Annotated in this window: 18 protein-coding genes and 1 pseudogene; 8 read left to right on the forward strand and 11 right to left on the reverse strand. The window is 70.5% G+C overall.

The genetic code is table 11. The features are described from left to right. Positions 1 to 88 precede the first annotated feature (88 nt). The 3 genes from OG595_RS02350 to OG595_RS02360 form a co-directional block, all read right to left on the reverse strand. Complete coding sequence (locus OG595_RS02350) at positions 89 to 553, reverse strand: peroxiredoxin (protein WP_329267231.1); 465 nt, start codon at positions 551 to 553, stop codon at positions 89 to 91. Beyond that, positions 550 to 930 (reverse strand): DoxX family protein, encoded by a 381-nt coding sequence (locus OG595_RS02355; RefSeq protein ID WP_329267233.1) that lies wholly within the window; start codon positions 928 to 930, stop codon positions 550 to 552. The genes OG595_RS02350 and OG595_RS02355 overlap by 4 nt, the downstream gene beginning before the upstream one ends. Positions 931 to 1,014: 84 nt before the next feature. Next, the gene (locus OG595_RS02360; RefSeq protein WP_329267234.1) at positions 1,015 to 1,728 is read right to left on the reverse strand and encodes a TetR/AcrR family transcriptional regulator; all 714 of its coding nucleotides are present in this window, start codon (positions 1,726 to 1,728) and stop codon (positions 1,015 to 1,017) included. A gap of 122 nt (positions 1,729 to 1,850) precedes the next feature. On the opposite strand from OG595_RS02360, the gene OG595_RS02365 reads away from it, so the two are divergent. Both OG595_RS02365 and OG595_RS02370 read left to right on the forward strand, forming a co-directional pair. Next, positions 1,851 to 2,624: an SDR family oxidoreductase gene (locus OG595_RS02365; RefSeq protein ID WP_329267235.1), complete on the forward strand. Its 774-nt coding sequence runs from the start codon at positions 1,851 to 1,853 to the stop codon at positions 2,622 to 2,624. A 137-nt stretch (positions 2,625 to 2,761) separates the two neighbouring features. Next, positions 2,762 to 4,390, forward strand: a complete 1,629-nt coding sequence (locus tag OG595_RS02370; RefSeq protein WP_329267236.1) for an MGH1-like glycoside hydrolase domain-containing protein — start codon at positions 2,762 to 2,764, stop codon at positions 4,388 to 4,390. A 45-nt stretch (positions 4,391 to 4,435) separates the two neighbouring features. Here OG595_RS02370 and OG595_RS02375 read toward each other — a convergent pair whose 3' ends face one another. From OG595_RS02375 to OG595_RS02385, 3 genes are all read right to left on the reverse strand, one after another. Then, positions 4,436 to 4,957, reverse strand: a complete 522-nt coding sequence (locus OG595_RS02375) for a MarR family winged helix-turn-helix transcriptional regulator (protein WP_329267237.1) — start codon at positions 4,955 to 4,957, stop codon at positions 4,436 to 4,438. A gap of 150 nt (positions 4,958 to 5,107) precedes the next feature. Further along, positions 5,108 to 5,833, reverse strand: a complete 726-nt coding sequence (locus tag OG595_RS02380) for a response regulator transcription factor (RefSeq protein ID WP_329267239.1) — start codon at positions 5,831 to 5,833, stop codon at positions 5,108 to 5,110. A 111-nt stretch (positions 5,834 to 5,944) separates the two neighbouring features. Beyond that, positions 5,945 to 6,469, reverse strand: coding sequence for a MarR family winged helix-turn-helix transcriptional regulator (locus OG595_RS02385; protein WP_329267240.1), 525 nt, complete (start codon positions 6,467 to 6,469; stop codon positions 5,945 to 5,947). Positions 6,470 to 7,063: 594 nt separating this feature from the next. On the opposite strand from OG595_RS02385, the gene OG595_RS02390 reads away from it, so the two are divergent. Together OG595_RS02390 and OG595_RS02395 are read left to right on the forward strand one after the other, a co-directional pair. Continuing rightward, positions 7,064 to 7,987, forward strand: coding sequence for an SGNH/GDSL hydrolase family protein (locus OG595_RS02390; RefSeq protein ID WP_329267241.1), 924 nt, complete (start codon positions 7,064 to 7,066; stop codon positions 7,985 to 7,987). 229 nt (positions 7,988 to 8,216) lie between these two features. After that, positions 8,217 to 9,251 (forward strand): zinc-dependent alcohol dehydrogenase, encoded by a 1,035-nt coding sequence (locus OG595_RS02395; RefSeq protein ID WP_329267242.1) that lies wholly within the window; start codon positions 8,217 to 8,219, stop codon positions 9,249 to 9,251. A 215-nt stretch (positions 9,252 to 9,466) separates the two neighbouring features. Here OG595_RS02395 and OG595_RS02400 read toward each other — a convergent pair whose 3' ends face one another. After that, positions 9,467 to 9,643: a hypothetical protein gene (locus tag OG595_RS02400; RefSeq protein WP_329267244.1), complete on the reverse strand. Its 177-nt coding sequence runs from the start codon at positions 9,641 to 9,643 to the stop codon at positions 9,467 to 9,469. Between the two features lie 149 nt (positions 9,644 to 9,792). Between OG595_RS02400 and hemC the strand changes: the two genes are divergently transcribed. Next, a complete protein-coding gene (gene hemC, locus OG595_RS02405) occupies positions 9,793 to 10,728 on the forward strand; it encodes a hydroxymethylbilane synthase (RefSeq protein WP_329267246.1) in 936 nt (311 codons plus the stop codon). A gap of 211 nt (positions 10,729 to 10,939) precedes the next feature. On the opposite strand, the gene OG595_RS02410 is transcribed toward hemC, so the two are convergent. After that, the gene (locus OG595_RS02410) at positions 10,940 to 11,914 is read right to left on the reverse strand and encodes an acyl-ACP desaturase (RefSeq protein ID WP_329267248.1); all 975 of its coding nucleotides are present in this window, start codon (positions 11,912 to 11,914) and stop codon (positions 10,940 to 10,942) included. A gap of 558 nt (positions 11,915 to 12,472) precedes the next feature. Between OG595_RS02410 and OG595_RS02415 the strand changes: the two genes are divergently transcribed. Beyond that, on the forward strand, positions 12,473 to 13,198 hold the full coding sequence (locus tag OG595_RS02415; RefSeq protein ID WP_329267250.1) for a response regulator transcription factor: 726 nt from the start codon (positions 12,473 to 12,475) through the stop codon (positions 13,196 to 13,198). A gap of 12 nt (positions 13,199 to 13,210) precedes the next feature. Here the strand turns inward: OG595_RS02415 and OG595_RS02420 are convergent, their stop codons facing one another. Then, positions 13,211 to 14,836 (reverse strand): sensor histidine kinase, encoded by a 1,626-nt coding sequence (locus tag OG595_RS02420; protein ID WP_329282587.1) that lies wholly within the window; start codon positions 14,834 to 14,836, stop codon positions 13,211 to 13,213. A gap of 364 nt (positions 14,837 to 15,200) precedes the next feature. On the opposite strand from OG595_RS02420, the gene ctaD reads away from it, so the two are divergent. After that, a complete protein-coding gene (ctaD, locus tag OG595_RS02425) occupies positions 15,201 to 16,853 on the forward strand; it encodes an aa3-type cytochrome oxidase subunit I (RefSeq protein ID WP_329267251.1) in 1,653 nt (550 codons plus the stop codon). Between the two features lie 3 nt (positions 16,854 to 16,856). Beyond that, entirely contained in the window at positions 16,857 to 17,309 is a 453-nt protein-coding gene (locus OG595_RS02430) for a hypothetical protein (protein WP_329267253.1), read from the forward strand. Positions 17,310 to 17,748: 439 nt separating this feature from the next. Here OG595_RS02430 and OG595_RS02435 read toward each other — a convergent pair whose 3' ends face one another. Then, on the reverse strand, positions 17,749 to 18,042 hold the full coding sequence (locus OG595_RS02435) for a hypothetical protein (RefSeq protein WP_329267255.1): 294 nt from the start codon (positions 18,040 to 18,042) through the stop codon (positions 17,749 to 17,751). A 42-nt stretch (positions 18,043 to 18,084) separates the two neighbouring features. Further along, positions 18,085 to 19,319 (reverse strand): annotated as a pseudogene (locus tag OG595_RS02440) (IS110 family transposase). Between the last annotated feature and the right edge of the window lie 305 nt (positions 19,320 to 19,624).

The following is a 19,624-nucleotide window of genomic DNA, read 5'->3' on the forward strand; positions in this document are numbered from 1 at the left end:
CGGGGCATCAACCCAGATGCCCCACACCGGCAAGGCAATCCCGGCCGACCGCCCGCTGCGGGCGGCCAGGAGACAGCCGAGCCGGGCGTCAGCCCCTGTGGGCGCGGAGTGCGGCGAGGGCGCGGTCCGCGTGGGTGTTCATCCGCAGCTCGCTCGTCACCACCTCCAGGACGGTCCGGTCCTGGGCTATGACGAAGGTGACCCGTTTGGTGGGCATCATCGAGAACCCACGCTTGACGCCGAACAGCTCACGGACCGTCCCGTCGGCGTCCGACAACAGCGGCATGCCGAGCGTGTGGCTCTGCGCGAACTCCTGCTGACGGTCGACCGAGTCCCCGCTGATGCCGACCGGCCGCGCGCCGACGGCGGCGAACTCGGCGGCCAGGTCGCGGAAGTGGCAGGCCTCGGCCGTGCAGCCGGGGGTCAGGGCCGCGGGGTAGAAGAAGAGGACGATCGGCCCGTCGACGAGCAGCTCCGACAGTCGACGCGGCGCTCCGCTCTCGTCCGGCAGCTCGAAGTCCTCGATCTTGTCGCCGACGCTCACCTTTGTCATGACCGGCCCTCTCCGTTCTTCGCGACACTGCGTGCCCACAGGACGAGCGGCACCTGGAGCGGCAGCCGCCCGATCGCCCCGGCCCGCAGGGCGGCGGGCCGGTTGCGCCAGTCGACGGCCATCTTCACGTTGGCCGGGAACACCCCGACGAAGAAGCCCGCCGTGACCAGCGCGGCGACCCGCCGGGTCCGCGGCAGCGCGACCCCGGCCGCCAGTGCGATTTCGACGGCGCCGCTGGCGTACGTCCAGGTCCTGGGTGTGCCCGGCAGCGAGCGCGGCACGATCGCGTCGAACGTGCGAGGTGCGACGAAGTGGGTGACGCCCGCGGCGGCCAGCAGACCGGCGAGCAGCAGGGGTGAGCGTTGGGACCGGGGCACGCTTCCTCCTCGGATGGTGTGCCGGGCGATCCTACTGGACGGTAAATCCAGTTCGAGAGTCGGGTGTTCGACTGCCTTCCGCGGTCAGGACGTGGGGTCGCCGGAGTCCGCGAGCGTTTCCAGCCACTGCTGGAGGAGCGCCGCCTCGACCGTGGTGAGTCGCTGCGGCGGTTCGGCGCGCAGCCGGGCCGCGAGGGTGGCCGCCGCGGCCGGTACCGCGCTTCCCCGGCCGCTGTCACCTGGTTCGCCGGTGCCGGCGGGGCAGGTGACGGAGTCGATCACCGAGTCGCGCAGGCGGGCGGCGAACCGGATGTCCGGGTACTGCTCGGGCCTGGTGAGCACGGACAGGGCGGCACCGACGTTCGCCGCCATGACGACCCGGGTGGCGGCTTCCGGTGGAACGGTCAGCAGCCCGGCCGCCGCACACCGCTCCAGCACGCCGTGCAGCAGGGCGTGGGCCTCCTGCGCGGCGGCGGGGGGCGTGGTGAGCTCGGGCGAGTACATCAGGCGGTAGTGGTTCGGGTGGTCCAGTGCGAACCGCATGTGGTTGTCCCAGCCGCGCTTGAGGTCGGCGACCGGGTCGGCACTGGGCCGGGCGGCGCGCTTGGACGCGAGGTACTGCTCGAACCCCCGGTCGACCACTGCGGCGAGCAGCCCCGCCTTGTCGCCGAAGAGCCGGTAGAGCATCGGCGCCCCCACGCCCGCGGCCTCGCACACGGCACGCGTCGACACATCGGCGACCGACGCCCGGGCCAGCAGCTCCGCGGCGGCGTCCAGGATCTTCTCTCTCGCGTCCATGACTTCACGGTACGACATTCGTAGCGACGTTACGAGTACCCCTTAACATCGCTACGATTCGGTGGTACCGTCGATACGAATCGACCGTAGCGCCGCTACGTCGGATGACGAAGGGATCCGTCATGACCACTCGGACCAGCACCACCCCGTCCGGCACGCCCGGCACCGGCCCGCGCGTCGCTGTCGTGACCGGCGGCTCGCGGGGAATAGGGCGCCAGGTGGCCCGGCAGCTCGCCACCGACGGATTCGCCGTTGTGGTCGGCTACGCGGGCAACAAGGAGGCCGCCGAGGACGCCGTGCACACCATCGTGGACGCCGGCGGCACCGCGCTCTCCGCCCGCGCCGATGTCGCCGACGAGACCGACGTGAGCGCCCTGTTCGACCTCGCGGAGAGCACCTACGGCGGTGTCGACGCCGTCGTCCACGCGGCCGGCCGGATGGCGCTGTCCCCGATAGCCGAACTCGACCTGGACGAGCTCGACGCCGTCCACCGCACCAACATCCGGGGCACGTTCGTAGTCGACCGGGAGGCGGCGCGCCGGCTGCGGCCGGGCGGAGCACTCGTCAACTTCTCCACGTCGGTCCTCGGCCTGTCCTTCCCGGGCTACGGCGCCTACGCGGCCAGCAAGGGCGCCGTCGAGGCCCTCACGCTGATCCTCGCCCGGGAGATGCGCGGCCGGGACATCACCGTCAACGCCGTCGCGCCCGGCCCGACGGCCACCGACCTGTTCCTCGACGGGAAGGACGAGGAGACCGTCGCCCGCCTGGCCGCCCAGCCGCCTCTGGAACGCCTGGGCACCCCTCAGGACATCGCCTCGGTGGTGTCCTTCCTGGTCGGCCCGACCGGCCACTGGGTCAACGGCCAGGTACTGCGTGCGAACGGGGGCATCGCCTGAGCCTCCGCGGACAACAGCCGCCCACGCGCGGCCTCCGACGCCGATGCCCGCACCGCGTCACCGACCGGGCGGTGCCGTCGTTCTCCAGGCTCCGGGGGACACACTGCTCGCGGGACACGGAAAGGGAGCGGCGAGGAATGAGCACGGCGGCTGCGGAGCAGGACACCGGTGACCGGGACGGCAAGGGAGGCCCGGTTCACCGACGGGAGTTCCTGAAGGCCGCGAGCGGTACGGCGCTCGCGGCGGCCGGCGTCGGCGCCGCCCCACCCCCGGCCACCGCCCGTACCGTGGCCCCCACGATCGGGTCCACCATGCCGTCACTCACCTTCGACGACCCCGCCGTCCAGCGCCGTCTGGGCAGGCTCTACGCGTCCGCGCTGGCGGACGTGTCCGACCGCAACACCATCACGGCGGATCCGGCGGTCCACGACAAGGCCGGGCTGCTCACCGACCCGCCCGGCACCGTCGTAGGAGCCGGGGCCGGCTATCCGGCACCGCAGCGGTGGACCCGGGACGCGGCCGTCAACGCGTGGAGCGCGGCCTCCCTGCTGGCGCCGGACCTCGGGCGCAACACCCTCTGGTCCGTGGTGGACCGCGGGCCGGGCGGACTCGTCGTACAGCAGGACAACCAGTGGTGGGACCAGGTCGTATGGATCGTGGCCGCCTGGCACCACTACCTGGTCACCGGCGACGGGGACTTCCTGACCAGGGCGCACGAGACGGCCGTCCACACGATGGAGGCGCGCGAGAAGCACAGTTTCAACAGTGCGTACGGGCTCTTCCGGGGGCCGGGGTTCATGAACGACGGGATCTCCGGATATCCCGATCCGCCCTGGACCGCGGGTGTCCGTTCGTCCTTCGTCCTCGACCATCCGCACGCAGCGGACCTGATGTGCCTGTCGACGAACTGCCTTTACTTCGGTGCCCGGTCGGCGCTGGCGGCCATGGCCGACGCACTGGGCAACCCGGCGGAGGCGGCATCGTGGCGTGCGACGGCCGAGCGGCTGCGCTCCGCGGTCGACCGGCATCTGTGGCGACCGGACGCGGGCACGTACGCGTATCTCGTGCACGGTGCCGGTCCGTCCGCCGGCCGCGTCGACACTTCTCAGGAGGGCGCCGGGCTCGCTCTGGCCCTGCTGCTGGGCGTGGCCGACGAGCGGCGGGCGCGGCAGATCCTGGACGGCGCCCACTGGCAGCCCCACGGCATCGTCAACGTCTGGCCGCACTTCGCCCGGTTCGGCGCCGGCCGTCCCGGGCGGCACAACGTGATGGTCTGGCCGATGGTGCACGGCCTGTACGGGCTCGCCGCGGCCGGCGCCGGCCGGCCCGAACCGTTCGCACGCGCCGTCGAGACCTTCGCGGACCTCGTCACCGGCAGCGGGGACGATTTCTACGAGGTGTACGACTCGGTGAGCGGGAGGGTCGACGGGGGCTGGCAGAGCGGTGCGAGCGGCAGAGCCGAGCACTTCGTCTCGCAGCCGCATCAGACCTGGTCTGCGACCGCGTATCTGCGCCTCGTCCACGAGGGGCTGGTCGGCCTGGAGCACTCGCCGGACGCGGTGCGGCTGAGACCTTGCCTGCCTCGGCGGTGGGGGCCGGTCCGGCTGCGCGGGCTGCGCTGGCGGGGCCTGACCCTGGACATCGCACTGACCGGCGCGGGCAACCGGGTGCGCTCCTGCACGGTGGACGGCCGGCCTGGCGCCCCGGTTCTCGCCGCGACCGAAACCGGTCGGCGTACGGTCGAGCTGGTGCTCGACGGGGAGTGACCTTTCGCACCGCGGGCGCGGTGCGAAACGGCACGAGGTGCTGCGTCAGACGCTGGGGAGGGGCTCGACGACGTCCGCCTCGCCTTCATCGTCGAGGGAGTAGGAGAGGAAGTCGTCCACCATGCGGTGGAACAGGCCCGCGAGCTGCTGAAGTTCCTCGGCGGACCAGTTGCCGAGGGCCATCTGCATACCGCGGCGGCTCGCCTCCCGGACGCGCTCGACGGCCTCCTCTCCCGTCGCGGTCAGCTCGATGCGCTGGGCGCGACGGTCGTCCGGATCGGGTACGCGGGTGACGTATCCGGCCTTCTGGAGCTGCTGCACCTGGCGGGTGACGTGGGAGGCCTCGACCGCCAGCCGGTTGGCGAGCTCCCCGGGGCGCATCGGTTCGGAGTCGGCGATCTGCCGAAGGAGCGCGGTGGCGGCCCGGTCGAGCGGCACTCCGGCGATCGCCATCAGACGGTCGTGCTGCCTGGCACGGCTGAGCAGATAGGAGATGCGGGTGAGAGCTCGCTCGATCTCTGCCACATCCTTCGGGGCGGGAGCGGTCTTGGGTGGCGGTGTGGACATACCCTCAAGTTTACCATCTCGTTGCGTAACTCAAGTAAATTCAGCCATCGGCCCCACCGTCGCCCTCCCGACCGTCCGGGGCCCGGGACGGTCGACCGAGAAGTGTCGCGCGCCCGGAGTTCGGTGAGAACCGGTCGGGAACCGTCCCGCTCACGGCGTCAGGGCGCCGAGCCAGTAGCCGAACCCTCGACGGGTGTGGATCAGCGCCGGCGCCTCCTGGTTCACCTTGCGTCGCAGCCGGGAGACAAGCTGCTCGATCGCGTTTCCGCCCCGGTACTCACCCCAGACGTGCCGGGCGATCCGCTCCTTCGACAGCACCTTCCCGGAGTTGACCAGCAGGTGGCGCAGCAGCCGGTACTCCGCCGGAGTCAGATCGAGCGGACGCGACCCGCGGCGCGCCTCACAGGTGGCGTCGTCCAGGGCCAGATCTCCGTACGACAGCGCTCTCAGCTGCGGTGCGGGGCTGGAGCCGCGCAACAGCACCTGCACGCGGACCAGGACTTCGGAGATACGGAACGGCGTGGTCACGTAGTCCCGGCCGACCGGGCCCATCGCCGACAGCAAGGCACCCAGGGAGTCGGGAGCCGCCAGGAAGAGGACCGCCGGGCGGGCACCGGTGACGCGATGCCGCCGCGCCAGTACGTCCAGGTCCGGCAGCGCCAGGTCGAGCACCACCAGGTCGAACCGGAAGCCCCCGAGCCTGGTCAGCGCCTCGGCCCCGGAGCACGCCGTGGTGACCAGGTAGCCCGCCAACTCCAGTGTCGTCGACAGCAGTTCGGTGACCACGGGATCGCGGGCTATGACCAGGATGTGCTGCCCGCGATCCTCGACCGGCGCCGGTTTCTCACAGATGCCCGCCTTGGAAAGACCGTTCATATGGGATCCACGCTTCACGTCTCAACGGCTGCGCGAGCCACCGCGACCGGCCGTCCCGGTGACATGGGACGGCACGGCGAGCGGGGGTACGCATTGCGCCGCCCGGTGCGGTCAGGGGGTGTGGTGCGGTACGGCGGCCTCGCGGCCGTCGCTCGCGTCGATGGCGGAGAGCACGTCGTCGACCATCCGGTCCACGAAGGCGGTCAGGCGCCGGAGTTCATGAGGTGACCACCCTTCCAGAGCCCTCCGCATGTTGCGGCAACTGACCTCCCGGATACGGACGACCGCCTCCTCGCCCGCCGTGGTGAGCCGGATGCGCTGCGCACGGCGGTCGTCGGGGTCGGGTACGCGGGTGACGTATCCGGCCTTCTGGAGCTGCTGCACCTGGCGGGTGACGTGGGAGGCCTCGACCGCCAGCCGGTTGGCCAGCTCCCCCAGACGCAGGGGTTCGGAGTCGGCGATCTGCCGCAGGAGCACGACGGCGGAGCGCTCCAGGGGAACACCGGCCAGTTCCCTCAATCGGCCGTGCTGCCGGGCATGGTAGGCCAGGTGAGCGATCCGGTTGAGATTCCGGTCGATCTCGGCAACGTCCGTCGCGGCTGACGCGAGGACTTCCGCTGACGGTGGTGTGGGCATGCCCGCCACCCTAGCATTTTGCTTGCGTGACTCAAGCAAAACAGTTCACTCCCCTTCCGTGTTCGACACCGTTCGACATTAGCTTGCTTGACTCAAGTAATTCACATGTGCTTGCCTGACTCAAGCAAAACGGAGTCCGTCGCCGTCGGCAATACCCCTGCGGCCCCACGGACCCCTCGCACCGCGACCGCAGGAGTTCCCATGACCCGCACCACCTGACCACCACCCCGGTGACCGTCCAGGTCACCGAAGCCCGCGCGGCGAAGAGCCGCGGGCACCCGGACCGGGGCCGCCTTGAGCGGAGGAGGCCCCGCCGCGCCGAACCCGTGGGGACGGGGCCCGGCGCGCCCCTCGGACTCGGCCTCGGACAACTCCCCCCGTCCGGCGCCGAGTCCGAGGACACCCCACCCCCGGTTCGACGGCGACTCCTCGTGACCACTGGGCAGCCCCCGGCCCACTCCCCCGGCGCACGAGGCCGACAGCACCGCCGAGACCGCTCCGCTCACCGCCCACCACCGTCCCCCGGGCCACGCGCCCCCGAAGCGAGCAGTGCCGGCCGGACCGGCCCCAGGAGACGGAAGGCAGGACACCCCGATGAGGACCTACGGACGAGCCGGACTGGCCGGGGCGGTCGCGTGCGGCGTGCTGGTCACGGTGATCGCCGTCGGACGCGACGACGGCGATCCGGCGCCGCCACAGGGCCCGTATGTGGCACTGGGCGATTCCTACACCTCGGGCCCGGGGATTCCCGCCCAGGCCACCAACCCCGCGGGCTGCGACCGTTCCGACCGGAACTACCCCTCCCTGGTCGCGCGGCAACTGGCTCTGGAAACAGCCGACTTCCGCGACATGAGCTGCAGCGGCGCGAAGATCGCCGACCTCTCCTCGGCCCAGTCCACGGACAACGGCGTCAACCCGGCCCAGCTGTCCGCACTCACCACGAGGACCGGACTGGTCACCATCGGCATGGGCGGCAACGACATCGGTTTCGCCGCCACGGTCCAGGAGTGCGTCAAGAAGGGCGTCGTCTATCGGCTGACGGGCAGCGGCAGGTTCAGCGGCAACGACGCGCCCTGCCGGCGGGAGTACGTCTCCGACGGCGCCGACAAGGTGGCGCGGCGGATCGACGCGGCGGGCGAGCGGCTGACCGGCGCGCTCGCCGAGGTGAAGCGCCGTGCGCCGCGGGCCGAGGTGTACGTCGTCGGCTATCCGGCGATCCTGCCGTCCGAGGGGAAGCGCTGCGACGACGACATGACCCTCGCTCCCGGGGACGTGCGGTTCCTCGACGCCAAGGAACGTCAGCTCAACAGCACGCTCCGGAAGCGGGCCGAGGCCGCCGGGGCGGTGTACGTCGACACCTACGGGCCGTCCGTCGGCCGTGACGCCTGCGCGGCTCGGGAGACCCGCTGGATCGAGCCGCTGATGCCGGCGGCGGACGCGGCCCCGGTTCACCCCAACGAGCGAGGCGAACGCGGGATGGCCGACGCCGTACTGCGCGCCCTGAAGGCGTCGGGATGAGCACCCATGTCTCATGAAGCGGACAAGTACCGCAAGACGCCCAGGCGCCGGGAACCCGGTCGCGACGCACCTGGAGCGGAGCGTCCGGGCCGACTCGACCGGCCAGGGCCACCGGCGCCCCCGACATCCGGGCCGGTTCCGGCCCGGACACCGACCGCGGCCTGACGGCCGCACCCGGATCCCCCACCCAACCGAGCATCAACTTCGTTACTCAGAAGGCGAGTTACTCATGTCCACCACCATGAAGTCCGTACACACCGCGAAGGACAAGGTCGAGGTCGTCGAGGTCGAACGCCCCGTACCAGGCCCCAAGGACGCCCTCATGCGCATCCGGGCCTGCGGCATCTGCGGTACCGACACCTTCTTCCTCCACCTCGGTGGCATGCCGACCGCGGACGGCACCATGCGCGCCATCCCACTGGGCCACGAGCCCGCCGGTGAGATCGTCGAACTCGGCGCGGAAGTACGGGACCTGAAGGTCGGCGACCGTGTTGTCGTCAACCCGCAGGGCGTGTCGTCCGGCATCATCGGCTGCGGCGGCGCACACGGCGCGATGAGCCAGTACCTGCTCCTCGACGACTGCGAGGTCGGCAGGACGGTCGCCGTCTTCCCCGACACCGTCCCCTTCGACGTCGCCTCCCTGAACGAGCCCATGGCGGTGGCCCGGCACTGCGTCAACCGCTCCGAAGCCACCCCCGAGGACACCGTCGTCGTCTTCGGTGCCGGACCCATCGGCCTCGGCGCCACCATCTGGCTCAAGCTCCGCGGCGTCAAGCACGTCGTCGTCGCCGACGTCATCCCCGAACGCCTGGAGACCGCCCTCGCCATCGGCGCCGACGCCGTCATCAACTCCCGCACCGAGAACGTCACCGAGCGGTTGACGGAACTCCACGGGCAGTCCGCCAACGCCCTCGGCCAGCCCCGCCCCGGCACCGACATCTACATCGACGCCGCCGGTGTCGCCGCCGTCTTCAACACCACCGTCGAGTCCGCCAAGTGGGGCGCGAAGCTCGTCATGGTCGCCGTGCAGAAGAAGTCCGACCAGATCGACCTGGGCGGCATGCTCCGCAGCGAACTCACCCTGATCGCCTCCCAGGGCTACCCCACGGAGATCTTCGAGGTCACCCCCGAACTCGTCGAGCACCACGAAACCTTCGCCAGGCTCATCAGCCACCGCATCCCCTTCGCCGACGTCGACACCGCCTTCGACCTCGCCCTCACCCCGGGCGCCGCCGAAAAGGTCGTCGTCACCTTCGACGAGTAGGACGAGCGGGCGGGGCGGGGCCCGGGAAACGCCTCCCCGGACCCCGCCCCGCCCGCGGTCCCGGCGGTCACCGCTCGGCAGACAGTCCGTGGGCCCCGTAGACCGCCACCGCAGTTCCCCGAGGCGGCCGGATACGGACTGAGCCTCACCCTCATGACCGACGTCCGGCAGCCCGTCCTGGTCTCCCGCGAGATCGGGGCGGGTGCCGGACTCTTCTACGGTGCGATGCCCGCGCTCGTCGTGGCGGCGGCGCCCAGCGTGAGGGCAGGGGTCGTGCCGGCCAGGAAGACCACCTCGTTCGGCGGTGTGCCGCTGCCCTCCGGGAACGGGTTCCGGGTGGCCGTGGCGGCCGTGGGCTTCGGTGCCGGGGCCGCGTGGCGGGCTGTCGGCATCGCGCTCCTCCTGTCCCGCAGGCAGGCGGTCGTACCTTCCGTGGAGTCGGCGCCGGGGCTCCCGGTGGTCTCCGTGCCGGTTGCGAACTCCCCGGGCGAAGCGACCGGTTCGTACCGAGAGGGCGGTCCCGAGGGTCTATCGTGTCGGCATGTCCGTCCCTGAACTGATCCGAATCGTCTCCCGCGACTCGCCCATGGCACTGGCCCAGGTGGAACGGGTACGTGCCGAACTGGCCGTCGTACATCCGCGGGTGCGCACCGAGGTCGTCCCTGTGAAGACGACCGGCGACAAGTGGATGGGCGATCTGTCCATGGTCGAGGGCAAGGGGGCGTTCACCAAGGAGGTCGACGCCGCGCTGCTGGCCGGCGAGGCCGATCTCGCGGTGCACTGCGTCAAGGACGTGCCGGCCGACCGGCCGCTCCCCGCAGGCACGATGTTCGCCGCGTTCCTCAAGCGGGACGACATCCGTGACGCCCTGATCCACCCGGGTGGCCGCACCCTCGACGAGTTGCCGGACGGCACCCGGATCGGTACGTCCTCGGTGCGCCGGATCGCCCAACTGGCCGCGTCCCATCCGCACCTGGAGTGCGTGCCGTTCCGCGGCAACGCCAACCGGCGGCTGGAGAAGCTCGCGGCCGGGGAGGCCGACGCGCTGCTCCTCGCCGTGTCCGGTCTGGAGCGCATCGGCCGGATGGACGTGGTCAGCGAGATCCTCTCCCCCGAGGCGATGATGCCGCCGATCGGCGCGGGCATCCTCGCCCTCCAGTGCCGCGAGGGCGACACCGAGCTGATCGACGCGGTCAGCGGCCTCGGTGACCCGGACACGCATCGGGAGGCGACGGCCGAGCGCATGTTCCTGCACGTTCTCCAGGGGCACTGCAACAGCCCGATCGCCGGGTACGCGAAGGTGGCCCGCAACGGTGAACTGTCCCTGCGCGCCTGCGTGTTCACCCCGGACGGCAAGGTCCAGCTCAACGCCCACGAATGGGCGGGCCGACTCGACCCGGCCACACTGGGCACGTCCGTGGCCGTGGCGCTGCTGCGGCAGGGCGCGCGCGAGCTGATCGACGACATCGCGCACTGAGAACCGGCGAACGGAAGCCGAGTCCTTTGGGGATCACCCGAACCACGAGAGCCCCCGGCCGTCACCGCCGAAGGGCTATCTGACCGTACCCATCCGACCGTTGAGTTTTCCGGTCAGCAGGCTCGAAGCCGGAGGGCCTGGAAGCGGCTGCGGCCCCTCGGCACGGGGTCCGCACCCGCGCGGTGCCTCACCCGGTGCGGACACGCCGCGCTCAGCGCCTGGCGGCCGCGCGCCGCGCCAGGACGGCGGCCCGGCGCTCGTCGAACCGGGTCGCCTGCGCGTCCAGTGAACCGAGGAACTCGCCCAGCTCCTGCTGGGCCTTGAGCCCCTCGGGCCCGAGGCCGGTCAGGCGCAGGACCTTGAGGTGCCGCAGCACCGGCTGGAGGACGTCGTCGTGGTGGACGCGCAGGTTGTAGACCCCGCCCAGGGCGATCTCGACGGCGGCGCGTTCGAAGCCCGGCAGGCCGTGGCCGGGCATCCGGAAGCCGCTCACCACGTCGGCGACGGCGTGCAAGGCCTGGTCGGGGGCGATCTCCAGGGCGGCCCCCAGCAGGTTGCGGTAGAAAACCATGTGCAGGTTCTCGTCGGTGGCGATGCGCGCCAGCAGGCGGTCGCAGACCGGATCGCCCGAGCTGTGCCCGGTATTGCGGTGCGAGATGCGGGTGACCAGTTCCTGGAAGGCGACGTACGCCACGGTGTGGAGCGGCGAGTGCCGGTTGTCGGAGACGAATCCGGCGGACATGTGGGTCATGCGGGCCCGCTCCAGTGCCGCCGGGTCCACGGCGCGGGACGCCACCAGGTAGTCCCGCATGGCCATGGAGTGCCGGGCCTCCTCCGCCGTCCACCGATGCACCCAGGTGCCCCAGGCGCCGTCACGCCCGAACAGGGTGGCGATCTCGTGGTGGTAACTGGGCAGGTTGTCCTCGGTGAGCAGGTTCACCACCATCGCGACCTTGCCCATCGCGGTCAGCGGAGACTGCTCCGGCACCCAGGGCTCACCGCCCAGGACCCCGTCGAAGTCCCGGCCTCGGCTCCACGGGACGTACTCGTGGGGCATCCACTCCTTGAACACCCCCAGGTGGCGGTTGAGTTCGCGCTCGACCACCTCCTCCAGCGCGTGGAGGAGCTGCGCGTCCGTCCACGTGGTGCGGCGGGTGGAAGGGGACCCTAGGGGGGCGGCAGCCATGGAGGAACCGGCCTTTCGCTGCGGGGATGAACCTACGGTTCCGTAAGTTATGAGGCCGCGCCGTGGTTCCGCAGGGGCCGTTTGGCCCTACTTGCGCGTACGGGCGCGGAGGCCGGCGCGTACCGGGTGCTCCGTCCCCGCTCCCGTCTGAGGTGCCTGTCGAGTCGGCACGGAGCGTGGTGCCCGGGTTGCCACTGGTCCGTTGCTCCGTGCCGCGTGTCCGTTCCCGCTTGCGGCGCCTCTGGATGCGGAACCCTCGGAAGGGGCTTTCCCCCAGGCCGGGAGGCGGGTGTTTTCGCAGGTCACGCAAGTCACTTGAAGAACAACCGCCCCGCCCTCGACGAAAGAGACAGGGGCGCCCCTTCAGCGACCTGGTCAGGGGGTCCCCGACGCGGCGTACGACGAAGGAGCCCGCCGTTTCGAGGAGCGGGAGTCGGCGCAGCTCATCACGCTCCTCCTCATGGTTGATGTCCGGAACCGGATGAACGTCACCACCCGCAGGACGCCCGGCACGGAGCAGTCGGTCTCCGTAGCCACCCGGCTCGTACGCTGGCTTCCGTGGAAGCACACACGAACACCGGCCTCGTCTCCTCGCCCGCCTCACCTCTGCGGGTGTTCATCCTGGATGACCACGAGGTGGTGCGCCGAGGGGTGCGCGACCTGCTGGAGGCCGAGCCGGACATCGTCGTGGCCGGCGAGGCGGCGAGTGCCCGGGAGGCGCTCGCCCGGGTGCCCGCGGTCCGCCCGCATGTCGCGGTGCTGGACGTGCGGCTCGGCGAGGCCGGCAACGGGGACCACGCGGGGGTCGAGGTGTGCCGGGAGCTGCGGGCCCGGATGCCCGAACTGGCCTGTCTGATGCTGACCTCGTTCGACGACGACGAGGCGTTGTTCGACGCCATCATGGCGGGCGCGGCCGGCTATGTGCTCAAGCGGATCGACGGTTCCGACCTGGTGGCCGCCGTCCGTACGGTGGCGGGGGGAGAGTCCATGCTGGATCCCCGGGCGGCCTCGCGGGTGATGACGCGGCTGCGCGACCCCCGGCCGGAACCCGAAGCCCCGTACGTCTCACCCGAGTTGGAGCGGCTTTCGCCGCGCGAGCAGGAGATCCTGGAGCTGATCGGCGAGGGGCTGACGAACCGCCAGATCGCCGAGCGGCTGTTCCTCGCGGAGAAGACGATCAAGAACCGGGTGTCGTCCATCCTGGCCAAACTGGGCGTGGGCCGCCGCATCCAGGCAGCGATGCTGGCCGAAAAGCTGCGGGAGCAGCGGCGGCCCGAGCGGTAGACCGGCGCTCCGTCAGTCGGCGGGCAGCGGCACCCGCCACACGAGCCGGGTGCCGCCCTGTGCCGGGGACTCGACGGTCAGCGTCCCGCCGTACTGCGCGGCGCGGGAGCGCAGGTTGGCCAGTCCGCCGGTGTGCTGGGCGGCGCCCATACCCACTCCGTTGTCCGTCACCGCGAGAGTGAGGACATCCCCGGCCGTCGGCACGGTCAGGACGACGTCCGCCCGGCGGGCGCGTGCGTGCCGGGCGATATTGCTGAGGGCTTCGGCGGTCACCGCCAGGACGTGTTCGGCCACCTCGGCGGGGACGGTGGAGTCCACCGGTCCGTCGATCCGAAGAACCGGGCTGAAGCCGAGGGACTGGGCGGCCAGCCGGGCGGTTTCAGGCATCCGGCGGCGCAGCCCCGGACCGCCGCGGTCGTCCCCGGCCGAGCGCAGCTCGAAGATGGTGGAGCGGATGATCTGGACGGTGGTGTCCAGATCCCCTACCGCCCGGGAGACCCGCTCGGCGGCGTCGGGGCTCTCGATCATGCGGATGGCGCTCTGCAGCGTCATGCCGGTGGCGAAGAGCCGCTGGATCGCCAGGTCGTGCAGGTCGCGGGCGATGCGGTCGCGTTCGTGCAGCACGGCCAGCTCCTCGGACTCGGCGCGGCGCCGCGCCAGTTCCAGGGCGATCGCGGCCTGGTCGGAGAACCGGGAGACCAAGGCGACCTCGGTGTCGTCGAAGGCCGGGCGACCCGCACGCCGGCTCAGGCGCAGTGCGCCGCAGGCCGAGGCGTCCAGCGGCAACGGTACGGCCACCATGGGGCCGTACCCCTGCGGATCGCCGCTCTCGTGGCCGAGCGCATGCGCCCGCAGGTCGCCACCGGCGTCCGCGGTGGTCGCGGGTTCATCGGCACCGGCGGCCGGGCCGACCAGCGACCCGTGTGCGGGAAGGACCGCTCCTTCGACGTGCTCGGCGTCATGGCCGTACGCCACCTCCACCGTGAGCCGGGCACCGTCCGCCTCTGCCGGGAGCAGTACGGCGGTCAGGTCGGCGTCGGCCACCTCGCACGCCCTGCGGGCGATCAGGCGGAGCACCTCGCGGGCGGCGGTTCCGGCGAACAGACTGCGGGTGATCTCACTGAGCGCCTCCAGCCAGCGTTCCCGGCGTCGGCTGTCGTGGTAAAGGCGTGCGTTGTCGACGGCGACCCCGGCCGCGTTGGCCAGCGTCGCCAGCACGGCCTCGTCCTCGGAGTCGAACCCCGTGCCCCCGCGCTTCTCGGTCAGGTAGAGGTTGCCGAACACCTCGCCCCGGACACGGACAGGCACCCCCAGGAACGTCCGCATCGGCGGATGGTGCTCGGGAAAGCCGAAACTGGCCGGGTGGCGGGTCAGATCTGTGAGACGCAGGGCAACCGGATTGCGGATCAGCTCGCCGAGGATGCCGCGCCCGCAGGGGGCCTGGCCGATGCGGGCCGCGAGGTCGTCGGCGATGCCGACCGGCAGGAACTGCGACAGTCGCTGCCCGTCGCCGATCACACCGAGGGCGCCGTACTCGGCGTCGGTAAGAGTGACCGCCGCATCCACGATGCTGCTTAGAACCTGGGGCAGCTCCAGGCCGCGGCCGATGTTCGTGACGGCGTCGAGGAGGCTGTGCATCCGCTCCGGTACGTCGAGTCTCCGCTGTGACGGCGCGGAGTTCGGGGGTGGCGATTCGGGCATTCCTGACGCTCCTGAACCAGTCGGTGCGCAGCAGCGTACGACCGTGGCGCGGGGTGCGGAGCGCCCGGCCGCCAGGCGGCACGAAGAGGGGACGTTGGACCCTATGTGCGGCCTTCCGCAGGGGCCGTTCGACCCTATCCGGACCCCGTCCCCCACCGACGATCATGTGGCAGCGGCCGGGAAGGGCCAGGTTCATTTCCGCACTCCTGGTGCTTCCCGGCTCGTCGACGACATGAACAGCAGGGGAGGACGCCGTCCGGTGGACGAGACAGAGCATGCGAGGACCACGCGGCCACGTGCCATGGCCGCCGTGGCAGACGAGGCATCCAGACCTGCGGTGCGGCCCGCGGCCCGGCCGTCGTGGACGGACTGGCTGACGACCACCGACCACAAGAAGATCGGCACGATGTACCTGGTCACCGCGTTCGTGTTCTTCATCGTGGGCGGCGTGATGGCGCTGCTGATGCGCGCGGAGCTGGCCCGGCCCGGGCTGCAGGTCATGTCGAACGAGCAGTTCAACCAGGCGTTCACGATGCACGGCTCGATCATGCTGCTGATGTTCGCGATGCCCCTGTTCACCGGTTTCGCCAACTGGATCATGCCGCTGCAGATCGGCGCCCCGGACGTCGCCTTCCCCCGGCTGAACATGCTGGCCTACTGGCTCTTCCTGTTCGGCTCCTCGATCGCGGCCTTCGGCTTCCTCACCCCGGGCGGGGCCGCCGACTTCGGCTGGTTCCTCTACGCCCCGCTGTCGGACGCCGTGCACTCACCCGGCCTGGGCGCCGACCTGTGGATCATGGGCGTCGCGCTGTCCGGATTCGGCTCGATCCTGGGCGCGGTCAACTTCATCACCACCATCATCTGCATGCGTGCGCCGGGCATGACCATGTTCCGCATGCCGATCTTCGTGTGGAACGTGCTGTTGACCGCCGTACTGATCCTGATCATCTTTCCGGTCCTGGCGGCGGCGTTGTTCGCGCTGGAATGCGACCGCAAGTTCGGCAGCCATGTCTTCGACGCGGCGAACGGCGGGGCGCTGCTGTGGCAGCACCTGTTCTGGTTCTTCGGCCATCCTGAGGTGTACGTGCTCGCGCTGCCGTTCTTCGGCATCGTCTCCGAGGTGATCCCGGTCTTCTCCCGCAAGCCGATGTTCGGCTACATGGGCCTGATCGGCGCCACGATCGCGATCGCCGGTCTGTCCGTGACGGTATGGGCGCACCACATGTACGTCACCGGTGGCGTGCTGCTGCCGTTCTTCTCCTTCATGACGCTCCTCATCGCCGTGCCGACCGGCGTGAAGTTCTTCAACTGGATCGGAACCATGTGGAAGGGGAGCCTGTCGTTCGAGACCCCGATGCTGTGGGCGACCGGCTTCCTGATCACCTTCACCTTCGGCGGTCTGACCGGTGTGATCCTGGCCTCGCCGCCGATGGACTTCCATCTCTCCGATTCGTACTTCGTCGTGGCCCACTTCCACTACACCGTCTTCGGCACGGTCGTGTACGCGATGTTCGCGGGCTTCCACTTCTGGTGGCCGAAGATGACCGGCAAGATACTCGACGAACGTCTTGGCAAGATCACGTTCTGGACGCTCACCATCGGCTTCCACACCACGTTCCTGGTCCAGCACTGGCTGGGTGCCGAGGGCATGCCCCGCCGCTACGCCGACTATCTGGCCGCGGACGGCTTCACCGCCCTGAACACGATCTCGACGATGGGTTCGTTCCTGCTGGGCCTGTCGATCCTGCCGTTCATCTACAACGCGTGGAAGACCGCCAAGTACGGAAAGAAGGTCGACGTCGACGACCCCTGGGGCTACGGCCGCTCCCTGGAGTGGGCGACCTCCTGCCCGCCGCCTCGGCACAACTTCGTGTCCCTGCCGCGGATCCGGTCCGAGTCCCCGGCGTTCGACCTGCATCATCCGGAGATCGTCGCGCTCGAGGCGGCGGAGTAGGCCATGGCCCAGCCCGTCCTGGCCCTGGGCGCCACGATGGTGACCGCGTCCGGCTGCGTCTGGTACCTCCCGGCCCTCGCAGACCTGCGCGCGGGCACCGACCGTCCGGCCTCCCGCCGTACTGCGGCGGCGGCCTGCCTCACCGGCTGGACGACGCTCGCGGGCATCGCCGTGCTTCTCTTCGTCGGCGTGATCTGGCAGGCGGCATGCGTCGTGGCGGTGGCGGGTGCGGCCGTCACGGCTGTGCTGCGGATCCGTGCCGCCGCACAGCACCACCAGGAGGTACGGGAGATGGCCCGTCGCTGGGCGGTGTTGGACGCCGGCCTGCCCCAGCACGGCCGGAGACACGACCTCTCCCCATACGTTGTCGCCGCCCTCCTCGGCTGCGGTCTGGTGGCCGCCGTGGTCACCGCGGCCGTCGCGATGACAACAGGATCCGACGGCGGCGGGAGCTGAGCGACAGCCGTCGCCCCGGCCGCCGTCGGCCTGGCTCTCACCATCGCGATCACGTTCACGCGCACGGTCCCCCGTCGCACCCCGACGGGCCGAGCGCGGCCCCTGCGCTAGAAGATGTCGGCGCCCCGGGAGCGAACGGAGACACAGCCTGCAGACGGGCGCGAATAACTCCTGTCCACACGTGAGCAACTCGCCGACATCGCCTCCACTCCGGTACCGGATCGCGTCCGCTGGAGGACAGGCTCACCACCGCCGACGGGCCGGAACTCGACCCTCCGCCTGGCCCGGACAGTCCTGGACAAGAGCAGTCTCCCAACGGCATCGCCTCCGCCGATCCGACCCTCGCGGCACCCGACTCTCCTCATCCTTCGGGCGGGGGGGTGCCCCTATCTCTTCGGTCAAGCCGTCTGGGCGTCCGCGGGAGTCCCCGGTGCGAGCTTCAGTTGTCCGTGGCTGTGTCGGCCCCGGTGTATTCGTAGATCCAGCCGGCGGGAGCATCGGGGGAACGGACGGGTGTGTAGATGTGCCAGGCGGCAGGGTTCCAGGGTCCCTGTACCCGGCCGCCACGAGCACGGAGGCGTGAAGGTGGAAGCGCGTCTTGATCGAGCTGGACGATCTTGGTCTGTCCGTTGAACGGGCCACCGGTCAGCTTGATGCCGACGGTGTTGTTGACCACTTCGCCAGCCAGCCAGCGGCGGATGACTTGCATGTGCTCGGAATCCTCGGCCCCCATCTCCGAAGCTGATCACGCACCTGTCCGGAGGACAAGGAGGTCTCAAGTCGCCGCGGCGGCCTGGGGTTCGCAGAAGGTGCCGTCGCGGAGCATTGCGGAGAGGACGTCGGCCCGGCGCCTGGCGAGGCAGAGCAGGGCCTGGGTGTGGTGCTTGCCCTGAGTGATCTTCTAGTCGTACTAGGCCCGCGATGCCGGGTCGCCCAAGGCGGCGAAGACGGAGAGGAAGAATGCTCGTTTGAGCTGCTTGTTTCCTCTGTGGGAGGGCTGTTCGCCGCGGATCGACGACCCGGAACTGCGGGTCGTCGGCGCGAGTCCGGCGTAGGTGGCGAGGTGGCCTGCGGTCGGGAAGGTGCTGCCGTCGCCGACCTCGATCAGGATCCGTGCTCCGGTCCTGACGCCGATGCCCCGCATGGACGTCAGGACCTTCGAAAGAGGGTGAGCCTCCAGGAGTTCCTCGATCCGAGCGGCCAGCAGCTTGCGCTGGTCAAGGACGGCCGTCAGGGACCCGGCCAGGCTTGGGACGATCAGCGCGGCCGCCTCGGTCCCCGGAACGACGACGGTCTGCTCGTCCAGGGCGGCGAAGATCTCCTCGACCAGCCGCTCGGCCATCCTCGACGAATGGGCCTACGCGCGGCCCTACAGGCCCCGAGGCCGAACGACGCGACACCTACCCACAGTGGCTCCACACCTACAATCACCACCGCGGACACACCGCGCTCGAAGGCCAGCCACCCGCGTCCCCAACCTCACGGGACAGTACACCTAGCACCCGCTCCAGCGACGGATGGATCTGGGGTCAGCAGTCCGTGAAGCCGGTTCGCGACCCGGGTTGCCCCGCCGGCCAGGTCGTCGTCGAAGCCCACCATCTCCAGCTCGGCGATCGTCTCGTCCTCGCCGTCGATGGCCCGCAGCGTGTGGGGCATGGCGCGGGAGGCGTCCGCGATGATGAACGCGTCCCTCGCGCCGGTCTTCGCCTCACCGGGGTAGAGGTCGGCGATCCGCCGCATCGTCAGTCCGGGCAGGTAGGCGACCGGGCAGCCCATGTCCCTCGCGACCGCCAGCGGCAGGGCTCCGATTGAGGCCGGCTGGTCGACCACGACCAGCACCGTTCCGCGCTTGGCCTGCAACTTTGCGAACAGTTCGCGGAGCTTGGGCTCGGTGTTGGGCAGGCGCTTGTCGAACGTCTTCTTCCCGGCCGGCGTGACGGCAGTGGCGTGGTGTTCGCCCTTGCCGACGTCCAGGCCGAGGAAGACGTCGATGTCGCCGGTGTCGATCACGTGCAGGCCCCTCCATCACGCTTTCGTCCGGCCCTGCCAGGGCACCGAGCTGTCACATCCACGTTACGGAGAGCTCTTCCGACTCGGGTGAAGCCGGTGCTCAAGCCCCTCATCAGTGGTCGAGCGTCGTGCGGCCCCGGGCGGCCAGGTGTCACAGGAACCATTGAAGGCAACCACCCCCAAGCCATACCCGGGGCCACTGGATCCTCCGGACCGTACGACAGCCCGTCCGACCCATCAACAACGTAGGACCACCCCCCGGATCATCCACAACAGGAGGGGCAAGTCATGCCAGAACCGAAGGC

This window comes from Streptomyces sp. NBC_01451 (genome assembly GCF_036227485.1).
Taxonomy (GTDB): Bacteria; Actinomycetota; Actinomycetes; order Streptomycetales; family Streptomycetaceae; genus Streptomyces.